A 20,141-nucleotide genomic window follows, 5' to 3' on the forward strand; every position below is an offset into this window, starting at 1 on the left:
CCACGCCCGCCCCGGGATTGAAACCGGCGCAGGGCAGCGGCGTCAGACCGCTTCCAACCAACCCACCAGCAACGACTCCCTGACCAACTGCGGATTGAGCGGGTGGCCCTGGCGGTACTGGGCCTCGTGGACCGCCTCCAGGTGGCCGAGGACGGCGGTCGGGGTTGTCTCCGCCGCCAGCGCCCGGAGCGGGGCGGCGGGCGCAGCACGGCTCGCCTCCGCCCCCCCGGCCTGGAACCGGGCCAGTTCGGCGAGCAGGGTGGCCAACACATCCAGAAACACCGGAAGGTCCAGGTCGGCCCAGTCGCGGGCCAGCGCGATCGGGTCCTGGCGGCCCTGGTGCAGGGCGAGCAGATCCGCGGCGAGGCGATCCAATCGCTCGGGTAGCCCCGCCTCCTCCCAGGCCAGCCCCCGGAAGGGCGCCCCCCCGGCCAGCGCCAAGGTGCGCTCGGTGACGGTCAGCCCCTGGCCCCGCAACCCGCTCAAGGCCCTCTCCGCGGGCGGGACCGGTATCGTCAGGTGGCGGCAGCGACTGCGGATGGTGGCGGGCAGTTGCGCCGGGCGTGAGCTCACCAATACCAGGAGAGTGGTGGCGGGCGGTTCCTCGAGGGTCTTCAGCAGGCTGTTGGCCGCATTGACGGTCAGGGTGTCCGCCGGATCGATCAGTGCGATCCGCCATCCACCGAACCGCGCACTCAGGTTGAGAAAGCGTCCGAGGGCACGCACCGCATCGACGGTAATCACCGCCCGCTCCTCGGGCGCCAAGTGGCGGAAATCCGGGTGCAGGCCCCGAGCCAGCGCGCGACACGATTCACAACGCCCGCAGGCCCGGCCCCCCTCGCCCGGCTGGTGACAGAGCAAGGCACGCACCAGGTGGCCACCCAGCAGCGACTTACCGGTGCCCGCAGGCCCGGCCAGCAACAGCGCGTGTGGCAGCTGCCCGGACGCCGCCTGGCGCAACAGTTCCGAGAGCCTGTCGTCGAGCCACTCCGGCACCGATCCGGTCGGTGGGGTCCAAGCCGGTTCCGCCAGCTCGCTGGCTGGGGTATCCGCCATCAGTGCGCCTCCGTGCCGCTGAGCCAGCGCGTGACCGCCGAGGCCAGGGCCTCCTCCAAGGCAGTTAACACGGCCTCCAGGGGTTGACCGGCATCCACCCGCCGGATGCGCTCGGGGAAGCGTTCTGCCAACGCCGCGTAACCTTCGTGCACGCGCTCGAAGAACCCGTCCCGCTCCTGCTCGAAGCGGTCGGGGGCCTCGCCCCGGCCGGCGGCGCGAGCCAGGCCGGTTTCCACCGGCACATCCAGCCAGAGTGTCAGGTCCGGGCGCAGCGCACCCTGGGTCCAGTCCTCCAATGCTGCAATCCGTTCGGCACCGAGACCCCGGCCCCAGCCCTGGTAGGCGTAACTGGCGTCGGTGAAACGGTCGCAGACCACCCACTGGCCCCGCTCCAGGGCCGGCCAGATCCGTTTGTCCAGGTGCTCGGAGCGGGCCGCGAACATGAGTAACGCCTCGGTGGCGGGGGCCATGGGCGGCTCCGACTGACCGAGCAGCAACGCCCGGATGCGTTCCCCCAACGGGGTGCCGCCGGGCTCCCTGGTCATCACCGCGTCGATCCCCTGCCGTTGCAGGTACTCCCGCACGCGGGTCAGGGCGGTGCTCTTACCCGCCCCTTCCAGCCCCTCCAGCGTGATAAAACGGCCCCGGGTCATTCGCCCTCCCCCAGAATGTAGCGGCGCACGGCACGGTTGTGTTCCGCCAGGGTGCGGGAGAATTGGTGGCTGCCGTCGCCGCGCGAGACGAAGTAGAGGTAGTCGTGGTCCGCCGGGTTCACGGCCGCGCGGATCGAGGCGCTGCCGGGCATGGCAATGGGCGTCGGGGGCAGGCCGTGGCGGGTGTAGGTGTTATAAGGCGTGTCCCGGCGCAGATCGGCGCTGCGTATGCGCCCGTCATAGGCCTCACCCATGCCGTAGATGACCGTCGGGTCGGTCTGCAGGCGCATGCCCTTTTCCAGCCGCCGGGTGAAGACGCCGGCCACCTTCGCCCGCTCCCCGTCCCGCCCGGTCTCGCGCTCGATGATGGAGGCCAGAATCAGCGCCTCGTAGGGCGTCTCCAGGGGCAGTCCGTCGGCCCGCGCCGCCCACTCCTCCTCCAGGCGGCGCTCCATGCGGCGCATGGCGCGGGCCAGCAGGTCACGGTCGGTGGTCCCGCGGGGGAAGGTGTAGGTACTGGGGTAGAACCAGCCCTCCGGGTGACGATCCGGCTTGCCCAGCTCGGCCATCACCCCCTCATCGTCCAGCCCCTTAAGGGTCTGCTCCAGGGCCGGGTGGGCTTCGATGAGACGCCGCATCTGGCGGAAGGTGAGGCCCTCGACCACGGTGATGCGGTGCTGGACGACCTCGCCTCGGGCGAACCGCTCCAGGGCATCCAGCACGCTGATGCCCGGCTCCAGGGCGTACTCGCCCGCCTGGACCCGGGCGTCGTCGCCGGTATAGCGGGCGTACAGCCGCAGGGCCAGGCCATCCTCGAAGGCCGTCTCCCGCTCCAGCCGCTCAACCACTTGGCGGAAGGAGGCGCCCCGGGGGATCTCGATGACCACCGACTCCCCGTCCGCTGTGATAGGCGCAGTGAGCCGGTCCCAGGCCTGCCAGGCCCAGGCACCGACCGCCAGGGCGGCCATCACCAAGAGCAGCGTCGTCAGCAGCGTGAGACGGGCCCAGTTCATGCTTCGCCCCGCCCCGGACCGGGGACGACGCCCTGAGCGCACAGCGCCTGCTGCAGCCGCCGGGTGACGGGGCCCGGGGCGGCCCATACGGTCCCGTCCGACAGGCCCCGCACCGGCCAGATGCCGGCCAGCGAATTGCTCACAAACACCTCGTCCATCCCTCTCAGGGCATTCGGATCCACCGGTGTCACTTCGTAGGGGATCTGCAATTCATCCGATAACAACATGATATTACGACGCATAACCCCGGCGACACCACAATCGTCCAGGGGCGGGGTGATCAGGGTCTCGCCGGCCACGCCGAACAGGTTGCTGGCCGTGCCTTCGATCAGCCACCCCTCTCCATCGCGGACCAGGCCCTCCGCCCAGCGCTCGTCGCTCCATTCACTCCGGGCCAGGACCTGCTCCAGGCGGTTGAGGTGTTTGAGGCCGGCCAACAGCGGCTGGCGGGCCAGCCGAGTTTGACACAGAAACAGCTCGATGCCATTGCGCCAGTGCGTCTCAGGCCAGTCCGGCCAGGGGTGGAGGGTGAGGATGCGGGTGCCCTCGGGCTCAGCGGGTGGGGCATACCCCCGGCCGCCGCTGCCGCGGGTGTAGAGCAGCTTGAGCAGCCCATGCCCGGTGGGCTGCTGCCGGCAGAGGGCGCGGGCCTCGCGCCAGAGCGGCTCCGCCGGAGGCTCCGGCAGCTGCAACCGGGCGCAGCCAGCACGTAGCCGGTCCAGGTGCGCCTCCCAAAGGCGGGGCCGGCCGGCCACCACAGCGATGGTCTCGAACAGGCCATCGCCGTAGGCCAGGCCCCGATCGTTCACGGCAATCCGGTCGCAGGGAACGCCGTTGACCCAGGTGACCGCCATGGCCGGTCCGCGGCCTAGACGCGCCGGAAGACCAGACTGCCGTTGGTCCCGCCGAAACCGAAGGAGTTGGACAGGGCCACATTCATGGTCAGGTCCCGGGCCTCATTGGGCACGAAGTCCAGCCGGCAGTCCGGGTCCGGCTCCTCGTAATTGATCGTTGGTGGCGCCACCTGATCGCGCAAGGCGAGCAGTGAGAAGATCGCCTCCACCCCGCCGGCGGCGCCGAGCAGGTGGCCGGTCATGGACTTGGTGGAACTCATCGCCAGGCGATCGGCGTGGTCCCCGAAGGCGGTGCGCACGGCCTCCACCTCAACGCGGTCACCGGCCGGTGTGGAGGTGCCGTGGGCATTGATGTAGTCCACCTGATCGGGCGTGATGTGCGCATCCCGCAGCGCATGCACCATGCACCGACGGGCGCCGTCGCCCCCCTCCGCCGGCAAGGTGATGTGATAGGCGTCGCCGCTCATGCCAAAGCCAGCCAGTTCGCCGTAAATGGTCGCACCGCGGCGCTTGGCCGCCTCCATCTCCTCGAGCACCACGATGCCGGCGCCCTCGCCCAGGACGAAGCCGTCCCGTCCCTTTTCAAAGGGGCGGCTGGCCTGAGCGGGCTCGTCATTGCGGTTGGAGAGCGCCCGGGCGGCGGCAAAGCCCGCCAGCCCCAGGGGCGAGATGGGCATCTCGGAGCCGCCCGCCAGCATGGCGTCCACATCACCATAGGCGATGGCGCGGGCCGCCTGGCCGATGTTATGGGTGCCCGCGGCGCAGGCGGTGACCGTGGCCAGGTTAGGCCCCTTAAGGCCGTAGCGGATCGAGAGGTGGCCCGAGGCCATGTTGATGATGCTGCTGGGGACGAAGAAAGGCGAGATGCGGCGGGCACCGCTCCGGTTCAGCACGGCCATGTTGGCCTCGATCCCGCTGATGCCACCAATGCCTGAACCGATGGACACCCCAATGCGGTCCGCGTTCTCGTCGCTGACGGCCAGGCCGGAGTCCTCCATGGCCTGCACACCGGCGGCAATCGCATAGTGGATGAAGGGGTCCATCTTGCGAGCTTCCTTGGGCGACAGGTACCGGCCGACGTCGAAGCCCTGAAGCATGGCCGCGAACTGTACCGGGAACTCACTGGCATCGAAGCGGTCGATGCTGCGGGCAGCGGACCGGCCGGCCAGGATGTTTTCCCAGGCCTCATCTACGGTATTGCCCTGCGGGCACACCAGACCCAGCCCGGTAACTGCTACTCGACGTTTGGACACGTTTGCACCCCTCAAGCCTGTCAGCCGCGCCGGGCCCCGACGGGGGCGGCACAAAAAATCAGGGCCGGCGCTTGGCCGGCCCTGGGGCGCCGATCACGACTGAAGCCAGCCTGGGCCCGGTTTAGGAGCCCAGATGCTTGTTGATGTAGTCGACCGCCTGTTGAACGGTGGTGATCTTCTCAGCTTCTTCGTCAGGAATTTCGCACTCGAACTCCTCCTCGAGCGCCATGACCAGTTCCACGGTATCCAGCGAGTCAGCGCCAAGATCGTCGACAAAGGAGGCCTCACCGCTCACCTCTTCCTCTTTGACCCCAAGCTGCTCGACGACGATTTTCTTAACGCGTTCTTCGATGCTGCTCATTTTGATGCGTCCTCCGAAAGGGTTTCCTGGCGCAGTCGCTTGGCTGCGGGCCGGTATTGTATGTGAACTCCACCGGCCGTGCCACCAGCCACGACCACGCGCACGCTAACACAAACCAAAGCGAATCGTTAGCCCATATACATGCCGCCGTTGACATGCAGGGTGCTACCGGTGATGTAACCGGCCGCCGGTGTGGCCAGAAAGCCCACGGTGGCGGCAATGTCCTCGGGTTGGCCCAGGCGCTCCAGCGCGATCTGGCCCACCAGGGCCTCACGCTGCGCCTCGGGCATCTCCCGAGTCATGTCGGTTTCGATAAAGCCCGGTGCCACGGTGTTCACCGTGATCCCGCGGCTGCCCAGCTCACGGGCCAGGGAGCGGGTCAGGCCCTCCAAGCCCGCCTTGGCGGCGCAGTAGTTGGCCTGACCGGCGTTACCCGCAGACGCCACCACCGAACCGATGTTGATGATCCGGCCCTGGCGGGCCTTCATCATGCCGCGCATGCAGGCCTTTACCATCCGGAAAGCGGAGCTGAGGTTGGTGTCGAGGATCCGACTCCAGTCCTCCTCCTTCATGCGCATCATCAGGTTGTCGCGGGTGATGCCGGCGTTGTTCACCAGCACCGTCGGGGCGCCGAAGTCGGCGCCGATGGCCTTGACCACCTCGGCCACCTGGTCGGGATCGGTCACGTCCAACACCCGGCCGCCCCCGGCGATGCCCTGGGCGCTCAGGGTCTCACCGATGCGCTCGGCGCCCTTCTCGGAGGTGGCGGTGCCCACCACCGTTGCACCCATGGCGCCCAGTTGGAGCGCGATGGCGCGGCCGATTCCGCGGGTGGCCCCGGTGACCAGGGCCACCTGATTCTCCAGCGCCTGATTGCTGAACATGGCTGAAAAGCTCCTTGTTAGTTATTGACTTGCCTTGGCCTTTTCCAGGCTCTTCGCATCCGCAAGGGCCACGACGGGCAGGCGACGCTGAATCCGCCGGTTGAGGCCGGCAAGGACCTTGCCCGGGCCGCATTCCACCACCTGGGTGACACCCTGATCCACCAAGGCGTGGATGGTCTCCACCCAGCGGACGGGGTTGTGCAGTTGGGCGATCAGCCGCTCGCGGATTGCATTCGGGTCACTTGCGGTCTGGACGTCCACGTTGTGCACGACGGGGATGGCCGGTGCTTCCAGGGGGATATCGGCCAGCACCTCGGCCAGGCGCTCGGCCGCCGGCTTCATCAGGGCGCAGTGGGAGGGAACGCTCACCGGGAGGGGCATCACCTTCTTGGCCCCGGCGGACTCGCAGGCCGCCATGGCCCGCTCCACCGCAGCTCGGGCGCCCGCTATAACGACTTGACCGGGGGCATTGAAGTTGACCGCCGAGACCACCTCGTCCCCGGCGGCCGCGGCGCAGGCGTCGATAACCGCCTGATCGTTCAGGCCCAGGACCGCCGCCATGGCGCCCTGCCCGGCCGGAACCGCCTCCTGCATAAAGCGGCCGCGCTGAGCGACCAGGCGCACCGCATCCTGGAAGCCCAGGGCGCCGGCGCAGACCAGGGCGGTGTACTCGCCGAGACTGTGCCCGGCCAACACCGTCGGCTCGGCACCGCCCTCCGAGCGCCAGGCCCGCCAGGTGGCGACCCCGGCGGCCAGCATGGCCGGCTGCGTGTAGTCGGTGCGGTTAAGGGTGTCTTCCGGGCCGTTGCGGACCAGGTCCCAGAGATCGGCGCCGAGGGCATCCCCGGCCTCCCGGAAGGTCTGTTCCACGACGGGGCTGGCCGAGGCCAGATCGTCCATCATGCCGACGGACTGGGACCCCTGGCCGGGGAAGACAAAGGCGAGCTTGGTGTCGTTATCGCTCATGATCCGTTGTGCCGTGTCTATGCCGTGAGGATTGCGTATCCAATCGATTCCGCGGAGCGGTTTGCCCGGCCGCGATCGCCCGCGGCCGGGCTTGCCCCTTAGTACCGGATCAGGGCGGAGCCCCAGGTAAAGCCGCCACCGAAGGCCTCCAGCAGGAGCAAATCGCCCCGCTTGATCCGGCCGTCACGGATGGCCGTGTCCAAGGCCATGGGGATGGAGGCCGCCGAGGTGTTGCCCTGCTTGTCCACGGTGACCACCACCCGCTCCATGGGCATCTCCAGCTTGCGGGCAGTGGCCTGGATGATCCGGATGTTGGCCTGGTGGGGCACCAGCCAGTCGATGTCGCGCTTCTCCAGCCCGTTGGCGGCGAGGCTCTCATCGACAATACGGCTGAGGGTGCGCACCGCAACCTTGAAGACCTCGTTGCCCTGCATGGTGATGTAGGGCCCCAGGGCGTCGCGCTTCTCATACCCCTGCCCCGGCCCCCACGGCACCCCGAGGAGGTCCTGATAGCGCCCGTCCGAGTGCAGATGGGTGGAGAGAATGCCCGGTTCCTCACTGCGGTCCAGGACGACGGCGCCGGCCCCGTCACCGAACAGCACACAGGTGGCGCGATCGTTCCAGTCCAGGATCCGGGTCATGGTCTCGGCGCCGATCACCAGGGCGCGGCGCACGGCACCGGTCCGGAAGAACTGATCGGCGACACCGAGGCCATAGACGAAACCGGAGCAGGCGGCGGACAGGTCGAAGGCCAGCGACCCGTGCCGCATCCCCAGCCGCTCCTGCAGCAGGCAGGCGGTGCTGGGGAAGACCCGATCGGGGGTGCAGGTGCCGACGATCACCAGATCGATGCTGCTCAGCGAGACATCGGCCGCCTCCAGGGCACGCCGGGCGGCCTCCTCGGCCAAGTCACCGCAGGTTTGATCCGGCGCCACGCGGCGGCGCTCGGTGATACCGGTGCGCTCGCGGATCCACTCATCGGAGGTGTCGATGAGCCGCTCGAGATCGTGATTGGTAATCACTTCGTCCGGCAGGTAGCTGCCGGTGCCGATGATACGCGCGTAGCTCACGGAGACTCCTTCGCGGCCAACAGGCTCTCAAGGCGCTGATCGATCATGCGCGGAACCCCTTTGCGCACCTCGAGCACCGCCGTTTCGATGGCGCGGCCGAAGGCGAAGGCGTCGGCGCCACCATGACTCTTGAGCACGATACCACGCAATCCGAGCAGGCTGGCGCCATTGTACTGGCGCGGGTCGATCCGACCGCGCAGGGAGCGCAGCACCGGCAGTGCGATCAGCCCCGCCAGCCGGGTGAAGAGATTGCGCTGGAACTCGGCCCGCAGGTAGTGGGCGATCAGTCCCGCCACACCCTCGCTGCTCTTCAGGGCGACGTTTCCGACGAAGCCGTCGCAGACGACGACATCGGCCAGACCTTTGAAGATCCCGTCCCCCTCCACGTACCCGACGTAGTTCAGGGGGGAGTCGGTGAGCATCTGACAGGCCCGTTTTACCTGGTCATTGCCCTTGATCTCCTCCTCACCGATATTCAACAGCCCCACCCGCGGCTGCGCCACGCCGTCGATGGCCTCGGCACAGACCGAACCCATCACGGCGAACTGAAACAGATGCTCCGCCGTGCAATCGACGTTGGCACCCAGGTCGAGCATGTGGGCGTACCCGCCCTTGGTGGGGATGGTGCTCATGATCGCCGGTCGATCGATGCCCGGCAGCGTCTTGAGCACATAACGGGCCGTGGCCATGAGGGCGCCGGTGTTGCCGGCACTGATACTGGCGTCCGCCTCACCCTGCTTGACCAATTGGATGCTGACCCGCATGGAGGAGTCTTTTTTGGTCCGCAGCGCCTGCGAGGGCGGCTCATCCATCGCAACCACCTCGCTGGCGGGATGGACCCACAGCCGCTCGCTCTCCTGTCCGCCATGCCGTTGCAACGCCTGGCGCACCGGTTCGGCCTGACCGACCAGTATCAGACGCAGCGCCGGGTTACGCGCCAGCGCCGCCAGCGCAGCGGGAGCCACCACGTCGGGGCCATGATCGCCACCCATGGCGTCCAGGCTGATAGTAACCGACTCAGTCATGCCCCTGGCCCATGGTTAAAAAGAAACCGCCCGCCGAGCCGGGCTGGCGGGCGGGTTTCCTTCACCCATGCGTCTCAGTCCTCGCGCCCCTGCATGACCTTTCGGCCCCGGTAGTAGCCGTCAGGGCTGACATGGTGGCGACGGTGGGTCTCGCCCGTCTGCGGTTCCACCGACAGGGCCGGGCCGGACAGGGCGTCGTGGGAACGGCGCATGCCGCGCTTGGAGGGCGTCTTACGGTTCTGTTGAACGGCCATTTGGGGCTCCTTGGATCAATCTCGTGTTGATTGTCATGTATCGTCTTGATCGGTGTCAGAGGGGCATTTCATCCGCTCCAGCACCGCAAAGGGGTTCTTCGCTCGCTCGTCCGGCTCGTCCTGTGCCTCCGCCGGGTTATCCGGCGTGGCACAGCCGCCCTCCGGATGACGGGCAATCGCCGGCATCGCCAGCAGCAGTTCGTCCTCGACCACGGCGACCAACGGCAATTTGCCGGTGGCCATCACCAGGGGGTCGAACTCCGGCGCCAGGGACTCCGCCTCGTGCTCGCTGGCCACCAGTTGCAGCGCCACTTCCGCGTCCAGCGCTTGCTCATAGGGCTGCAGACAGCGCTGGCAACGGAGCGTGATGCTGGCGCTCACCGCGCCGCTCAGCCGTTGCCGGCCCTGATCGTCGCGGAACGCCCGCAGCGCGACCCGGACCCGTGCCGCCTGATCGGCCACCACCGCCTCGGCGGAGAGGCGCGCCATAGCCGCCCGCGGCAGCCGACCCTCGAGTCGGGTGCCGGCCTCGGTGAACATGTCGTGCACCAGGTACTCAGGCAGTGGGCTGCTGGACATAAGCCCGCAATCATAAGCGCGGCCTCCCGGGCTGTCAAAGCGCTTGCCAGGGGCGGCGATCGGCCCTAGCCTTGACGCCTTGCGAACCGATCCCCGACCCGGTGACCCCAGGAGCAGGCACGTGGCCGAGCGACCCCCTTTGATACTCGCCTCCCGTTCCCCCTATCGGCGCGCCTTGCTGGAGCAGGTGCGCCTGCCCCATGAGGCCATTCCGGCCGACGTTGACGAGAGCCGGCACCCGGATGAGCCGGCGCACGATTACGTGCTCCGGCTGGCGCGGGCCAAGGCCGAGGCCGTGGCGGAACGGCGCCCGGATGCCCTGGTGATCGGGTCCGATCAGGCGGCCGTGCTGGGCGAGCGGGTGCTGGGCAAGCCGGGCAGCGAGGCCCGGGCCCGGGAGCAGCTCGCTACCGCCTCCGGCCAGTGCGTCACCTTCCTGACCGGCGTGGCGGTGGTGCATGCCGCGGGGGGGCGCCGCCAGTCTGACGTCGTCCCCTATCGGGTGCACTTCCGGGACCTGGACGAGACCACCATCGCCCGCTACGTGGCGCTGGAACAACCGCTGGACTGCGCCGGCAGCTTCAAATCCGAGGGGCTGGGCGCAGTGTTGTTCCAGCGCATGGAGGGCAGCGACCCGAACGCCCTGATCGGGCTGCCGCTGATCCGGTTGTTCGACTTTCTCCTCGCCTGCGGCTACCCGCTGATCGGCTCGGAGGAGTGACCGCCCGCGCTCAGCGCAGTTCGTGGCCCTCGGTCAGGGCGCGGGTGATGGCCTTGCCGATACTCATGCCCAACCGGTCGGTGATGAAGCGCAGCAGGCCGGGGTGGCGACTGTAGTCCAACACCTGGTCGACACCGGCCACCTCGCGGGCCACGTGCGCGATATCGCCGAATCCGTCGGCCAGGCCCAGTTCGACACTGCTTTCACCGGTCCAGATGAGCCCGCTGAACAGGCGATCATCATCGGCCAGGCGCTCACCCCGCCCGGCGCGGACGTCGGCGATGAACTGGGAATGCACCTCCTCCAGCAGGCGCTCCATGTGCGCCTGGTGCGCTTCCTCCTCCGGGGCAAAGGGGTCTAAAAAGGCCTTGTTCTCGCCGGCGGTGTAGATGCGCCGCTCCACGCCCAGTTTCTCCATCGCCTCCGTGAAGCCGAAACCGCCGGAGATGACCCCGATGGAGCCCACCACGCTTGCCGGATTGACGAAGATCTCATCCGCCGCAGAGGCGATATAATAGGCCCCGGACGCGCCCACGTCGTCGATGACCGCATAGACCGCCATCCCCTGATGCTGTTCGCGCAGGCGATTGATCTCGGAGTAGATGCGGTTTGACTGCACCGGGCTGCCACCCGGGCTGTTGATGTACAGCACCACCCCCTCGGCCCGGGGGGCGTTGAATGCGGCCTGCAGCCCCTGATTGACCAGCTCGGCACTCGCCAGCTCGTCGGCGCTGATCAGCCCGGTAACGTTCACCTTGGCCAGGTGCGGCCCTGTGGGCCGCTCGAACAGGAACCCGCTGGCAAAGGGGATAAGCAACGCGACCAGATAGGCCAGGAACGCCAGCTTGAAGAATATGCCCCAGCGACGCGCCCGTTGGCGCTCCTTGATGCCCTCAAGGGCGATCTCGCGCATGGCATCCCGTTCCCAGCGGTCGTTTTCGTTCATCCGTCAGTTACCCCGTTGAGTCATTGGATTGTTGCGGCGCCTGGAGCTGCGCCACGACCGCCGCCAGCTCGTCCGGCAGCGGCGCCTCGATCGATAAGGGTTGACCGGTGCCGGGGGCGGACAGTTCCAGGCGGTGGGCGTGGAGGAACAGGCGCTTGAGCCCCAACCCCCTCAACCGGCGGTTGACCGCCCGCTCCCCGTAGCGGTCGTCGCCGGCGATGGGCATGCCGAGGTGGGCCGCGTGGACCCGGATCTGGTGGGTGCGCCCGGTGGCGATATCGGCCTCCGCCAGCGTCATGCCCCCGGGGCGCGCCACGGCCCGGAACACCGTCCGCGCCAGCTTGCCGTGGCTGGCGACCCGCACGCCCCCTGCCGGTCCACTGCGGCGCTCCAACGGCGCCTCCACCGGAATGGGGCCGCGCCCGAGTGCGCCGGTGAGCAGGGCCAGATAACGTTTGTGTACAGCGCCCGTGCGGAGCTGCTCGTGCAGTTCGCGCAACGCGCTGCGCCGCTTGGCGACCATCAGGCAGCCACTGGTCGCGCGGTCCAGCCGGTGGACCAGCTCGAGGAAGGGGGCGCTGGGCCGGGCCTGGCGCAAGACCTCGATCAGCCCCCAGGCCAGTCCGCTGCCGCCGTGCACGGCCAGTCCGGAGGGCTTGTCGATCACCAGCAGCCGGTCGTCCTCGTAGAGGATGCGCTGGGCCAATTCGCCCTGCAGGCGGGCGGGCGGCGTGGCCTCTTGGGGGGCGCGCGTCTGGACCGGCGGAATACGCACCGTCTCCCCCGTGGCCAGCCGGCGCGGCGGTTTGGTGCGCTTGCCGTCGACCCGGACCTGCCCGCTGCGCAGCAGCCGGTATATCAGTGACCGGGGCACGCCCTTGAGCTGCCGCATCAGGAAATTGTCCACCCGCTGGCCGGCGTCCTCCGGCCCGATGCGCACCTGTCGTACGCCGCTCATGCTCTTATCCGCCCGTTGCTCATGTCGGCGCATGATAGCAGAGAGCCGGCGGCCATTTGCCGCCTATAGGGGACACTGTTATAGTGCCGTCACGCCGTAGTGGGCCCCATTTGGCCCTGGCCACGCCAGCGGCGCCAGTAAAGATTCCTGCTTCCCCTGCCACCTCGGCGGGAGAACGGACGAACCTGTCCGGGACCGGCCCGACGACCGCCCCGGCCATCCAAGCCCAAAAGACAACACCCCGCATCGCTACCCGAATGAACGCGACGAACCTGCTGGTGACGCATTACCTGGCATTGATCCTGGCTCCCGTAGTCCAGGCCTGCCGGCCGGTATGCACCGAGTTGCGCCCGCCCCGGTTCGAGCGCGAGCGGCCTGCCGTGGCGCCGCGGGGATGCTGGAGACATCACCCTTATGAAACGAATGCTGATCAACGCAACTCAGCCAGAGGAGTTGCGTGTTGCCCTCGTGGACGGGCAACAGCTCTACGACCTGGATATCGAAACCCCGGCCCGGGAGCAGAAGAAGGCCAACATCTACAAGGGCACCATCACCCGCGTGGAGCCCAGCCTGGAGGCGGCCTTCGTACAGTACGGCGCGGAGCGCCACGGGTTTCTGCCGTTTAAGGAGATTGCCCCCAGCTACTACCGCGAGGGTCTCAAGGCCGACGGGGGGCGCCCCAGCATCCGCGATGCGGTGCGTGAGGGCCAGGAGGTGGTGGTTCAGGTGGACAAGGAGGAGCGCGGCACCAAGGGTGCGGCGTTGACCACCTACATCAGCCTGGCCGGGCGCTACCTGGTGCTCATGCCCAACAACCCGCGCGCCGGCGGCGTCTCGCGCCGCATTGAGGGCTCCGACCGGGCCGAAATCCGCGAGGCGCTGCGACAACTCGACGTCCCGGAGGGCATGGGTCTGATCGTCCGCACCGCCGGCGTGGGCCGGACGGTGGAGGAACTGCAGTGGGACCTCGATTACCTGCTCAAGCTCTGGAGCGCTATCCAGAAGGCCGCCGAGGCCCGGTCCGCCCCCTTCCTGATCTACCAGGAGAGCGACGTCATCATTCGCGCGCTGCGCGACTACCTGCGCTCGGATATCGGGGAGATTCTCATCGATGACCCGCAGGTCTTTGAAAAGGCCGTGGAGTTCGTCGAGCAGGTCATGCCGTATAACCGGCAGAAGCTGAAGTACTACGACGACCGGGTACCGCTGTTCACCCGTTACCAGATCGAAAGCCAGATCGAATCCGCCTTCCAGCGGGACGTTCGTCTGCCCTCCGGCGGTGCCATCGTGATCGACCACACCGAGGCGCTGATCTCCATCGACATCAACTCGGCCCGGGCCACCAAAGGCTCGGACATCGAGGAGACGGCCCTGCACACCAACCTCGAAGCCGCCGACGAGATCGCCCGGCAGCTCCGATTGCGGGATCTGGGCGGGCTGATCGTGATCGACTTCATTGACATGGGCCCGAACCGAAACCAGCGGGAGGTGGAAAACCGACTCCGCGAGGCGGTCAAGGCGGACCGAGCCCGGGTTCAGATCGGGCGAATCTCCCGCTTTGGTTTGCTGGAGATGTCCCGCCAGCGGCTTCGTTCGTCCCTGGGCGAGTCGCACCAGGAGGTCTGCGCCCGCTGTGGTGGCCAGGGTACCGTGCGCAGCGTGGAGTCGCTGGCCCTTTCCATCCTGCGCATCGTCGAGGAAGAGGCGATGAAGGAGAAGACCGGGACGGTGCTGGCGCAGCTCCCGGTGGATGTCGCCACCTTCCTTTTGAACGAGAAACGGCCCTCCATCAGTGAGATCGAGGATCGCCACAGGGTGGCCGTGGTGCTGATCCCCAATCGCACCATGGAGACACCCCACTACGACGTCCAGCGCCTGCGTAGCGACGACGAGTCCACCGAGGACCCCAGTTACCGGCTCGCCTCCGAGGAACATCCAGAGCCCTCCCCCGAGTGGTTGGAGCGGGAGGCCGCGCCGCGCTCGGAGGAACCGGTGGTCCAGCGGGTACAGCCGCCCTCCGCACCGCCGCCGACGGCGCCCGTCGAAGAGAGTCCAAAGGAAGAAGCGCCACCACCGCAGCGCGACGCGCCCGAAGGTAGCGGCGCATCGGACGTCGGGATCAGCGGCCTCACCGGCCTGTTCCAGCGGCTCCGTGGCTTCTTTGGGCGGGAAGCGGACAACGACAGCGCCGGTCAGGAGGGTCCAGTCGGCGAGAAGGCCCCTGCTGCCTCCGGGCGACGCGGCAGCGATCAGAAGGGAGCCACCAACGGGCGCCGGGGCGGTGGTAGTAACGGCGGCAAGGGTGGCCGGACACGGCAAAAGGCGCGCCCCGAGGACGGTCGATCGGCCTCGCAACCGGAGGCTACCGGCAAGCCGGAGAGTGATGCCCGGCGCGATGCGGATGAGACCGCCGAGGGCGCCGGTCGCAGCGGTCGCAGCCGGCGCGGCCGGCGGGGCGGACGGCGCCGCCGGCGTAGCGGGAGCACAGGCGGTGGCCAGCCGGAGGAATCGGCCGCACGCCAGGATCAGAAGGGGCAGACCCCGCCGGCGGCAGAGGCCGCGGACGACGCTCCCCGGGATCGCGCCGCCGGCAAGGCCGAGGCCGCCGCCGAGCGGCCCAGGGAGGGAGACCGCGCGGCGGCCGAGAAACCGGCGGCCAGCGAAAAGGTAAAGGCTGACAAGCCGGCGCTGCCAACGATCACCGAGGAGGAGATCCAGGGCAGCGCCACCCCGCAGCTCAAGGACTGGCCACCGCGGGGCCAGGTCGCCACCGAGGCCGCCAGTCCCGAATCGGCGCCGGCGGACGACGAGAGCGGCACCGCCGCCGGGTCGCCGAAGGCCACGCAGGCCCAACGACCGGCGACGGCCGACACCGAGGCCTCCGACACCAAGGCAGATGCGCCGGCGTCCTCCGGTGAGACGCCCGCCGACCAACCGACCGGTGCGCCACCGGCGGCTGGCGGTGACGGGGCCAAGGCGCCGACCGCTGAGAAGGCCGCTGGCGAGAAGCCGGGGGCGCGGCGCAAGCGCTCGAAGCCCAGTGTCCAACCGGGCACGCCGCCGGTCCTGCCGCAGGATATCGGCCCGGATGAACCGTCGGTGCGCTCCGGGCGCCCGCGTATCAGCGCAGCGGCCCCCACCGAGGGCAACGAGGCCGACACCGCCGGCTCGGCTGACGTCGCCCCGCGTGAGCCGACACCGGCTAACACGGGGACCGATCAGCCACCGAAACCGGCGCCGGAACCAGCGCCGGCCAAGGCGCCGGAGCCGGCCCCGGGGTCCGATAGTGAGCCAGCGGCCGCCGACCAGGACGCCGCGCCTGCCGAGGAGGTGCCCAACGCCGCCGACGACGGTGCTGCCGGGCCACAGGCAACCCCTTGGCTGGAGCACGAGCCTGAGAGCAGTCGGGAGGCCATTGGCGCCCATAGCGCGGGTACGCCGGACGCTCCTGATGCGCAGAAGGCCCCGGCCGACACCGCGGATGCCGCGGACACCGCGGGCGACGAAGGCGGGGATCAGACGCAGGAGACCGATGAGGCCTCCCGAAAGGGCGGTTCCCGGAGAAAGGGGCCGGCCGGGGAGAGTGAGGCGCGGCCCGAATCCCCGGACCAGGGCAGGTCACGAGAGGATGACTGAAGGCCGAGGCCCCTACCGCCACCGGCGGTGACGGGGCCTTGTTTCAGCGCGTTCCGGTGCCACGACGGCACCGGCGGCCGGAATCAGGCCCGATCGGTTCGGGAGCCGGACAGTTCCGCCAACAACCCCTCGGCGGCGTCCTCGACCAGGTTCAGCACGTGCTCGAAGCCCTGCCCGCCCCCGAAATAGGGGTCCGGAACCTCCTGCTCCGGGTGGTTCGCGGCGTAATCGAGGAACATTCGGATGCGCTCGCGGTACGGCTTCGGGCACTCGCGCCGCAGATCGGCAAAGTTGGCGCCGTCCATGGCCAGGATGAGGTCAAAGATCTCAAAATCCTCGACACTGACCTGACGGGCGCGCAGGTCGCTGATGTCCACGCCGCGTTGCGCTGCGGCCCGGATCGCCCTCGGGTCGGGCGCCTTGCCGATGTGGTAGTCGTGGGTGCCCGCCGAGTCGATGTAAATGGTGCCCTCCAGCCCCCGCTCTTGGAGCAGGCGGCGGAAGACCCCCTCGGCTGTGGGGGAACGGCAGATATTGCCCATACAGACAAAGAGAACTCTGTGTTTCACACCTTCATTCATGGGGTTGGATGATTTCCTTGCGATGAGGGTTTAACACATGCGCGGCCGGTCACCGGCGATGCCAGACAGTTGTCGGCGAGCCGTCGCGGCCCCGCCCCGCTTGAACAGACGCTATGCTCACAGATATTTCAGACCAGAGGAAGTACCCCCATGACCACGGCGCTTGAAACCCTGCGCAGCTGGGTGGGCCGCGATGTGCTCTTCCAGGGACGGCGGTTGCGCGTGGTGGAACTGCTCGAGGATACCGCCGAAGCCAGGCTCGTGCTCGAGGAGCGTGAAGCGGTCGGCCGCCGCGTGCAAAGCGACCAGTTCGGGGAGGCCCACCGGCGCACCCCCCGTACCTGGACGCTCCCCGTGCACGACCGCGACGGTGTGGCCCCCAACCCGCTGCTCGACGAGATGGTGCTGGCGGAGGACTAGGCCGGCGGCCCCTGCTCTGCCAGCAATCGTTCCACCTGGGCCAGGTCCTGCGGCGTATCGACCCCGGGACCGGGGACCTGATGGGCCAGGCCAACGTGGATGCGCACGCCGTGCCAGAGCGCGCGCAACTGCTCCAGCGCCTCCAGGCCCTCCGGGGGCGCTGCCTCCAGGGCCGGATAGCGGCGCAGGAACCCGACCCGGTAGGCATACAGCCCCAGATGGCGCAACCACTGGCCCGGGGACCGGGCGGCACCGGCTGCCCCCGAGAAGCCGTCGCGGTCCCAGGGGATGGGGGCGCGGCTGAAGTACAGGGCATACCCCTGGCGATCCCGCACCACCTTGACCGCATGGGGCGATCGCACCTCGTCGAGGGAGTGGCAGAGAGTGGCCAGTGTGGCAATGCCCGCATCCCGATGCGCCGCCAGATCCAGCGCCACCTGGCGCACGAGCCGGCCCGGCATCAGCGGCTCGTCCCCCTGCAGATTGACGACAATCTGGTCGTCGTCCAATCCCAGCCGCTCCGCCACCTCCGCCAGACGGTCGGTTCCCGATGGGTGATCGTGCCGGGTCATCACCACCTCGCGCCCCTCCTCCCGACAGGCGTGGGCGATTTCGCGGTGGTCGGTGGCGACCAGGATTCGCGCCGCCCCGCTCTCCTCGGCGCGCCGGCAGACATGGTGAATCATCGGCCATCCCAACAGGCTGGCCAGGGGTTTGCCCGGGAAGCGGTGGGAGGCGTAGCGGGCGGGGATAATGACGGTAAAGGGTGTGGTCATGGATCACCTGTTGGTCAGTGAGTGCAGCCGGGCCAGGCTGGCCTCCAGGCGCTCCCGCGTGGCGGGCTCGGGCCGCGCCTCCACCGGCAGGAACCAGCTCCGCGCCGGCGCCAGGCCGGCGCACTTGACCGCGTCCTTCTCGGTCATGATCACCGGCCGGTCATCCCCAAAGCGCAACTCCCCGGCCCGATAAGGGTGGTGGTCCGGGAAGGGGTGCGGGATCACCCGGTAGCCGAGCCCTTCCAGTGTGGCGAAGAAGCGCGCGGGGTGACCGATGCCGGCCACCGCATGCACCGTGGTGCCGGGTTCCGGGCCCCCTTCCGGCGCTGCGTCCGCGGCCAGTGGCCGGAGCGGACCGGGCACCAGTTCGAACCACCAGGGCGTCAATGCCGGTGCGCGTCCGTTGCTGATCACCATGTCCACGTCGGCCAGGCGGTCGGCCGGTTCCCGCAGCGGACCGGCCGGCAGGCAGAGCCCGTTGCCCAGGCCCCGGTGACCGTCGCAGACCACCAGCTCCAGCGCCCGCGGCAGGCGGTAGTGCTGCAGGCCGTCGTCGCTGACCACCACGTCGCAGCCGGCAGCCAGCAGCAGTTGCGCGGCCGCCACCCGATCGGGCCCGACCGCCACCGGACAGCCGGTGCCGCGGGCCAGCAGCAGCGGTTCGTCCCCCACCTCAGCTGGGTCGCTGTCGGCGGCCACCCGCCGCGGCCACTCCCGGGAGCGGCCGCCGTAGCCGCGGCTGACGATCCCGGGCCGCCGGCCCATCGCCGCCAGGGTATCGGCGATCCAGGCCACCAACGGGGTCTTGCCGGTACCGCCGACGAAGATATTGCCCACCACCACCACGGGTACGGGGAGCCGGCCGCGCCGGATCCAGCCCTTGCGGTAGCCATAGCGGCGCAGGCGCATCACCCCGCCATAGAGGGCCGCCAGCGGCCGCAGCGCGTGGGCACGCCAGTCCGGCGGGCGGCGCAGCCAGAAGGCGGGCAGCTCGCTCACCGGCCACCCCCGCGGGTCGTCCCGGTTGCCGCGCCGGGGCTCATTCCGGCTCCGGCGTGGTGCCGATGGCCACCCGGGCTATCCCCAACTGGCCGGCCACGTCCAGCGCTGTCACCACCGCCTTGTGCGGGGCGTCGGCATCGGCGCGGATCACCAGCGGCCGTTCGCCCTCCGCCATGGCCTCCTCCAGCGCCTGCCGGAGGGTGCCCGGCTGCCGGTTCACCAGCGTATGGCCGTCGAGCGCATAGTCCCCCTCGACGCTGATCACCAGATCGAGCACCTCCGGTTGTCGCTCCGCGGCCTCCGGCGAGGCCTGCGGCAGGGTGATGTCCAGGCTGCTTTCACGGATGAAGGTGGTGGTGACCATGAAGAAGATCAGCAGCAGGAACACCACGTCGATCAACGGTGTGAGGTTGATCTCCGGGTCGCTGTTCCGTTGGCCGCGCAACCGCACCTCAGCGTTCCTCCGGCCCGTTGGGCCCGGCCGCAGGCTCCAACAGGTCGTTGCTCCGCTGGCCCTGCAACACCTCCACCAGTTTCAGGGCCTCCTGCTCGATCTCCACCACCAGTTCCTCCACCCGGCCCCGGAAGTAGCGGTAGGCCATAAGCGTGGGGATGGCCACCGACAGGCCGGCGGCAGTGGTGATCAGGGCCTCGGAGATCCCGCCAGCCATGGCCGGCGTATCGCCGAGCCCCTGCAGGCTGATTACCGAGAAGACCTTGATCATGCCGATCACGGTGCCGAGCAGCCCCAGCAACGGGGTAATGGCGGCCAGCGTGCCCAGGGTGTTGAGAAACCGCTCCAGGCGATGGGCCTCATGCCGGCCGACGTCTTCGATGGCCTCGGTCATCACCTCCCGCCGGCAATCGGCGTTGGCCAGGCCGGCCCCGAGGACCCGCCCCAGCGGCGAGTGTTGGCGCAGCCGTCGGAGCCCTACCGCGTCCATCTGCCCGGCCTTGACCTGGCGCCAGGTGTCGGCCAGCAGTCCGGGGGGCACCACCCGCCGTTTCTGCAGCGCCACGGCCCGCTCCACGATGATGGCCAGCGCCAGGATCGAGCAGAAGACGATGGGGATCATCAGCAGGCCGCCGGCCTGTAGGTGTTCCAGCACGGTGGACGTTCTCCTCTTGCCGGG

General features: G+C 68.9%; 22 protein-coding genes. 3 read left to right on the forward strand and 19 right to left on the reverse strand.

Features of this window, described 5'->3' with window-relative positions; translation table 11 throughout:
* Positions 1–42: 42 nt before the first annotated feature.
* The 12 genes from holB to MLG_RS07280 all read right to left on the reverse strand — a co-directional run bounded on the left by holB (position 43) and on the right by MLG_RS07280 (position 9,968).
* A complete protein-coding gene (gene holB / locus MLG_RS07225) occupies positions 43–1,056 on the reverse strand; it encodes a DNA polymerase III subunit delta' (RefSeq protein WP_011629159.1) in 1,014 nt (337 codons plus the stop codon).
* Positions 1,056–1,709, reverse strand: a complete 654-nt coding sequence (gene tmk, locus MLG_RS07230; RefSeq protein ID WP_011629160.1) for a dTMP kinase — start codon at positions 1,707–1,709, stop codon at positions 1,056–1,058. The genes holB and tmk overlap by 1 nt, the downstream gene beginning before the upstream one ends.
* Positions 1,706–2,722: an endolytic transglycosylase MltG gene (mltG, locus tag MLG_RS07235; protein WP_011629161.1), complete on the reverse strand. Its 1,017-nt coding sequence runs from the start codon at positions 2,720–2,722 to the stop codon at positions 1,706–1,708. Before mltG ends, tmk begins: the two co-directional genes overlap by 4 nt.
* Positions 2,719–3,576 (reverse strand): aminodeoxychorismate lyase, encoded by an 858-nt coding sequence (gene pabC, locus MLG_RS07240; protein ID WP_011629162.1) that lies wholly within the window; start codon positions 3,574–3,576, stop codon positions 2,719–2,721. Before pabC ends, mltG begins: the two co-directional genes overlap by 4 nt.
* A gap of 14 nt (positions 3,577–3,590) precedes the next feature.
* Positions 3,591–4,829, reverse strand: coding sequence for a beta-ketoacyl-ACP synthase II (gene fabF, locus MLG_RS07245; protein WP_011629163.1), 1,239 nt, complete (start codon positions 4,827–4,829; stop codon positions 3,591–3,593).
* A 121-nt stretch (positions 4,830–4,950) separates the two neighbouring features.
* A complete protein-coding gene (acpP, locus tag MLG_RS07250) occupies positions 4,951–5,190 on the reverse strand; it encodes an acyl carrier protein (protein WP_011629164.1) in 240 nt (79 codons plus the stop codon).
* Positions 5,191–5,318: 128 nt separating this feature from the next.
* Positions 5,319–6,074, reverse strand: coding sequence for a 3-oxoacyl-ACP reductase FabG (gene fabG / locus MLG_RS07255; RefSeq protein ID WP_011629165.1), 756 nt, complete (start codon positions 6,072–6,074; stop codon positions 5,319–5,321).
* Positions 6,075–6,095: 21 nt separating this feature from the next.
* Complete coding sequence (gene fabD / locus MLG_RS07260; protein ID WP_011629166.1) at positions 6,096–7,040, reverse strand: ACP S-malonyltransferase; 945 nt, start codon at positions 7,038–7,040, stop codon at positions 6,096–6,098.
* Between the two features lie 98 nt (positions 7,041–7,138).
* Entirely contained in the window at positions 7,139–8,110 is a 972-nt protein-coding gene (locus tag MLG_RS07265) for a beta-ketoacyl-ACP synthase III (RefSeq protein WP_011629167.1), read from the reverse strand.
* Positions 8,107–9,135, reverse strand: coding sequence for a phosphate acyltransferase PlsX (plsX, locus tag MLG_RS07270; RefSeq protein ID WP_011629168.1), 1,029 nt, complete (start codon positions 9,133–9,135; stop codon positions 8,107–8,109). The genes MLG_RS07265 and plsX overlap by 4 nt, the downstream gene beginning before the upstream one ends.
* 74 nt (positions 9,136–9,209) lie before the next feature.
* Positions 9,210–9,389, reverse strand: coding sequence for a 50S ribosomal protein L32 (rpmF, locus tag MLG_RS07275; protein WP_011629169.1), 180 nt, complete (start codon positions 9,387–9,389; stop codon positions 9,210–9,212).
* A 33-nt stretch (positions 9,390–9,422) separates the two neighbouring features.
* Positions 9,423–9,968 carry a YceD family protein gene (locus MLG_RS07280; RefSeq protein ID WP_011629170.1) on the reverse strand — a complete coding sequence of 182 codons (546 nt, stop codon included), beginning with the start codon at positions 9,966–9,968 and terminating at the stop codon, positions 9,423–9,425.
* 121 nt (positions 9,969–10,089) lie between these two features.
* Here MLG_RS07280 and MLG_RS07285 point away from each other — a divergent pair, with 121 nt between their 5' ends.
* Positions 10,090–10,689, forward strand: coding sequence for a Maf family protein (locus MLG_RS07285; protein WP_011629171.1), 600 nt, complete (start codon positions 10,090–10,092; stop codon positions 10,687–10,689).
* A gap of 10 nt (positions 10,690–10,699) precedes the next feature.
* Here the strand turns inward: MLG_RS07285 and MLG_RS07290 are convergent, their stop codons facing one another.
* Both MLG_RS07290 and MLG_RS07295 read right to left on the reverse strand, forming a co-directional pair.
* Positions 10,700–11,635: a S49 family peptidase gene (locus MLG_RS07290; RefSeq protein WP_011629172.1), complete on the reverse strand. Its 936-nt coding sequence runs from the start codon at positions 11,633–11,635 to the stop codon at positions 10,700–10,702.
* A 7-nt stretch (positions 11,636–11,642) separates the two neighbouring features.
* The gene (locus tag MLG_RS07295) at positions 11,643–12,593 is read right to left on the reverse strand and encodes an RluA family pseudouridine synthase (RefSeq protein ID WP_198003257.1); all 951 of its coding nucleotides are present in this window, start codon (positions 12,591–12,593) and stop codon (positions 11,643–11,645) included.
* Positions 12,594–13,007: 414 nt separating this feature from the next.
* Between MLG_RS07295 and rne the strand changes: the two genes are divergently transcribed.
* Entirely contained in the window at positions 13,008–16,229 is a 3,222-nt protein-coding gene (rne, locus tag MLG_RS14810; RefSeq protein WP_011629174.1) for a ribonuclease E, read from the forward strand.
* Positions 16,230–16,312: 83 nt separating this feature from the next.
* Here the strand turns inward: rne and MLG_RS07305 are convergent, their stop codons facing one another.
* Entirely contained in the window at positions 16,313–16,810 is a 498-nt protein-coding gene (locus tag MLG_RS07305) for a low molecular weight protein-tyrosine-phosphatase (RefSeq protein ID WP_011629175.1), read from the reverse strand.
* A 150-nt stretch (positions 16,811–16,960) separates the two neighbouring features.
* On the opposite strand from MLG_RS07305, the gene MLG_RS07310 reads away from it, so the two are divergent.
* On the forward strand, positions 16,961–17,230 hold the full coding sequence (locus MLG_RS07310) for a hypothetical protein (protein WP_011629176.1): 270 nt from the start codon (positions 16,961–16,963) through the stop codon (positions 17,228–17,230).
* On the opposite strand, the gene kdsB is transcribed toward MLG_RS07310, so the two are convergent.
* Genes kdsB through MLG_RS07330 form a run of 4 tightly spaced genes read right to left on the reverse strand, consistent with a single transcriptional unit; the run spans position 17,227 to position 20,117 of the window.
* A complete protein-coding gene (kdsB, locus tag MLG_RS07315; RefSeq protein WP_011629177.1) occupies positions 17,227–18,006 on the reverse strand; it encodes a 3-deoxy-manno-octulosonate cytidylyltransferase in 780 nt (259 codons plus the stop codon). The two genes, MLG_RS07310 and kdsB, sit on opposite strands and share 4 nt — an antisense overlap.
* 3 nt (positions 18,007–18,009) lie before the next feature.
* A complete protein-coding gene (lpxK, locus tag MLG_RS07320) occupies positions 18,010–19,005 on the reverse strand; it encodes a tetraacyldisaccharide 4'-kinase (RefSeq protein ID WP_011629178.1) in 996 nt (331 codons plus the stop codon).
* A gap of 40 nt (positions 19,006–19,045) precedes the next feature.
* On the reverse strand, positions 19,046–19,459 hold the full coding sequence (locus tag MLG_RS07325) for an ExbD/TolR family protein (RefSeq protein ID WP_011629179.1): 414 nt from the start codon (positions 19,457–19,459) through the stop codon (positions 19,046–19,048).
* 1 nt (position 19,460) lies between these two features.
* Entirely contained in the window at positions 19,461–20,117 is a 657-nt protein-coding gene (locus tag MLG_RS07330; RefSeq protein ID WP_011629180.1) for a MotA/TolQ/ExbB proton channel family protein, read from the reverse strand.
* Positions 20,118–20,141: the final 24 nt, after the last annotated feature.

This window comes from Alkalilimnicola ehrlichii MLHE-1, from assembly GCF_000014785.1.
GTDB classification, from domain to species: domain Bacteria; phylum Pseudomonadota; class Gammaproteobacteria; order Nitrococcales; family Halorhodospiraceae; genus Alkalilimnicola; species Alkalilimnicola ehrlichii.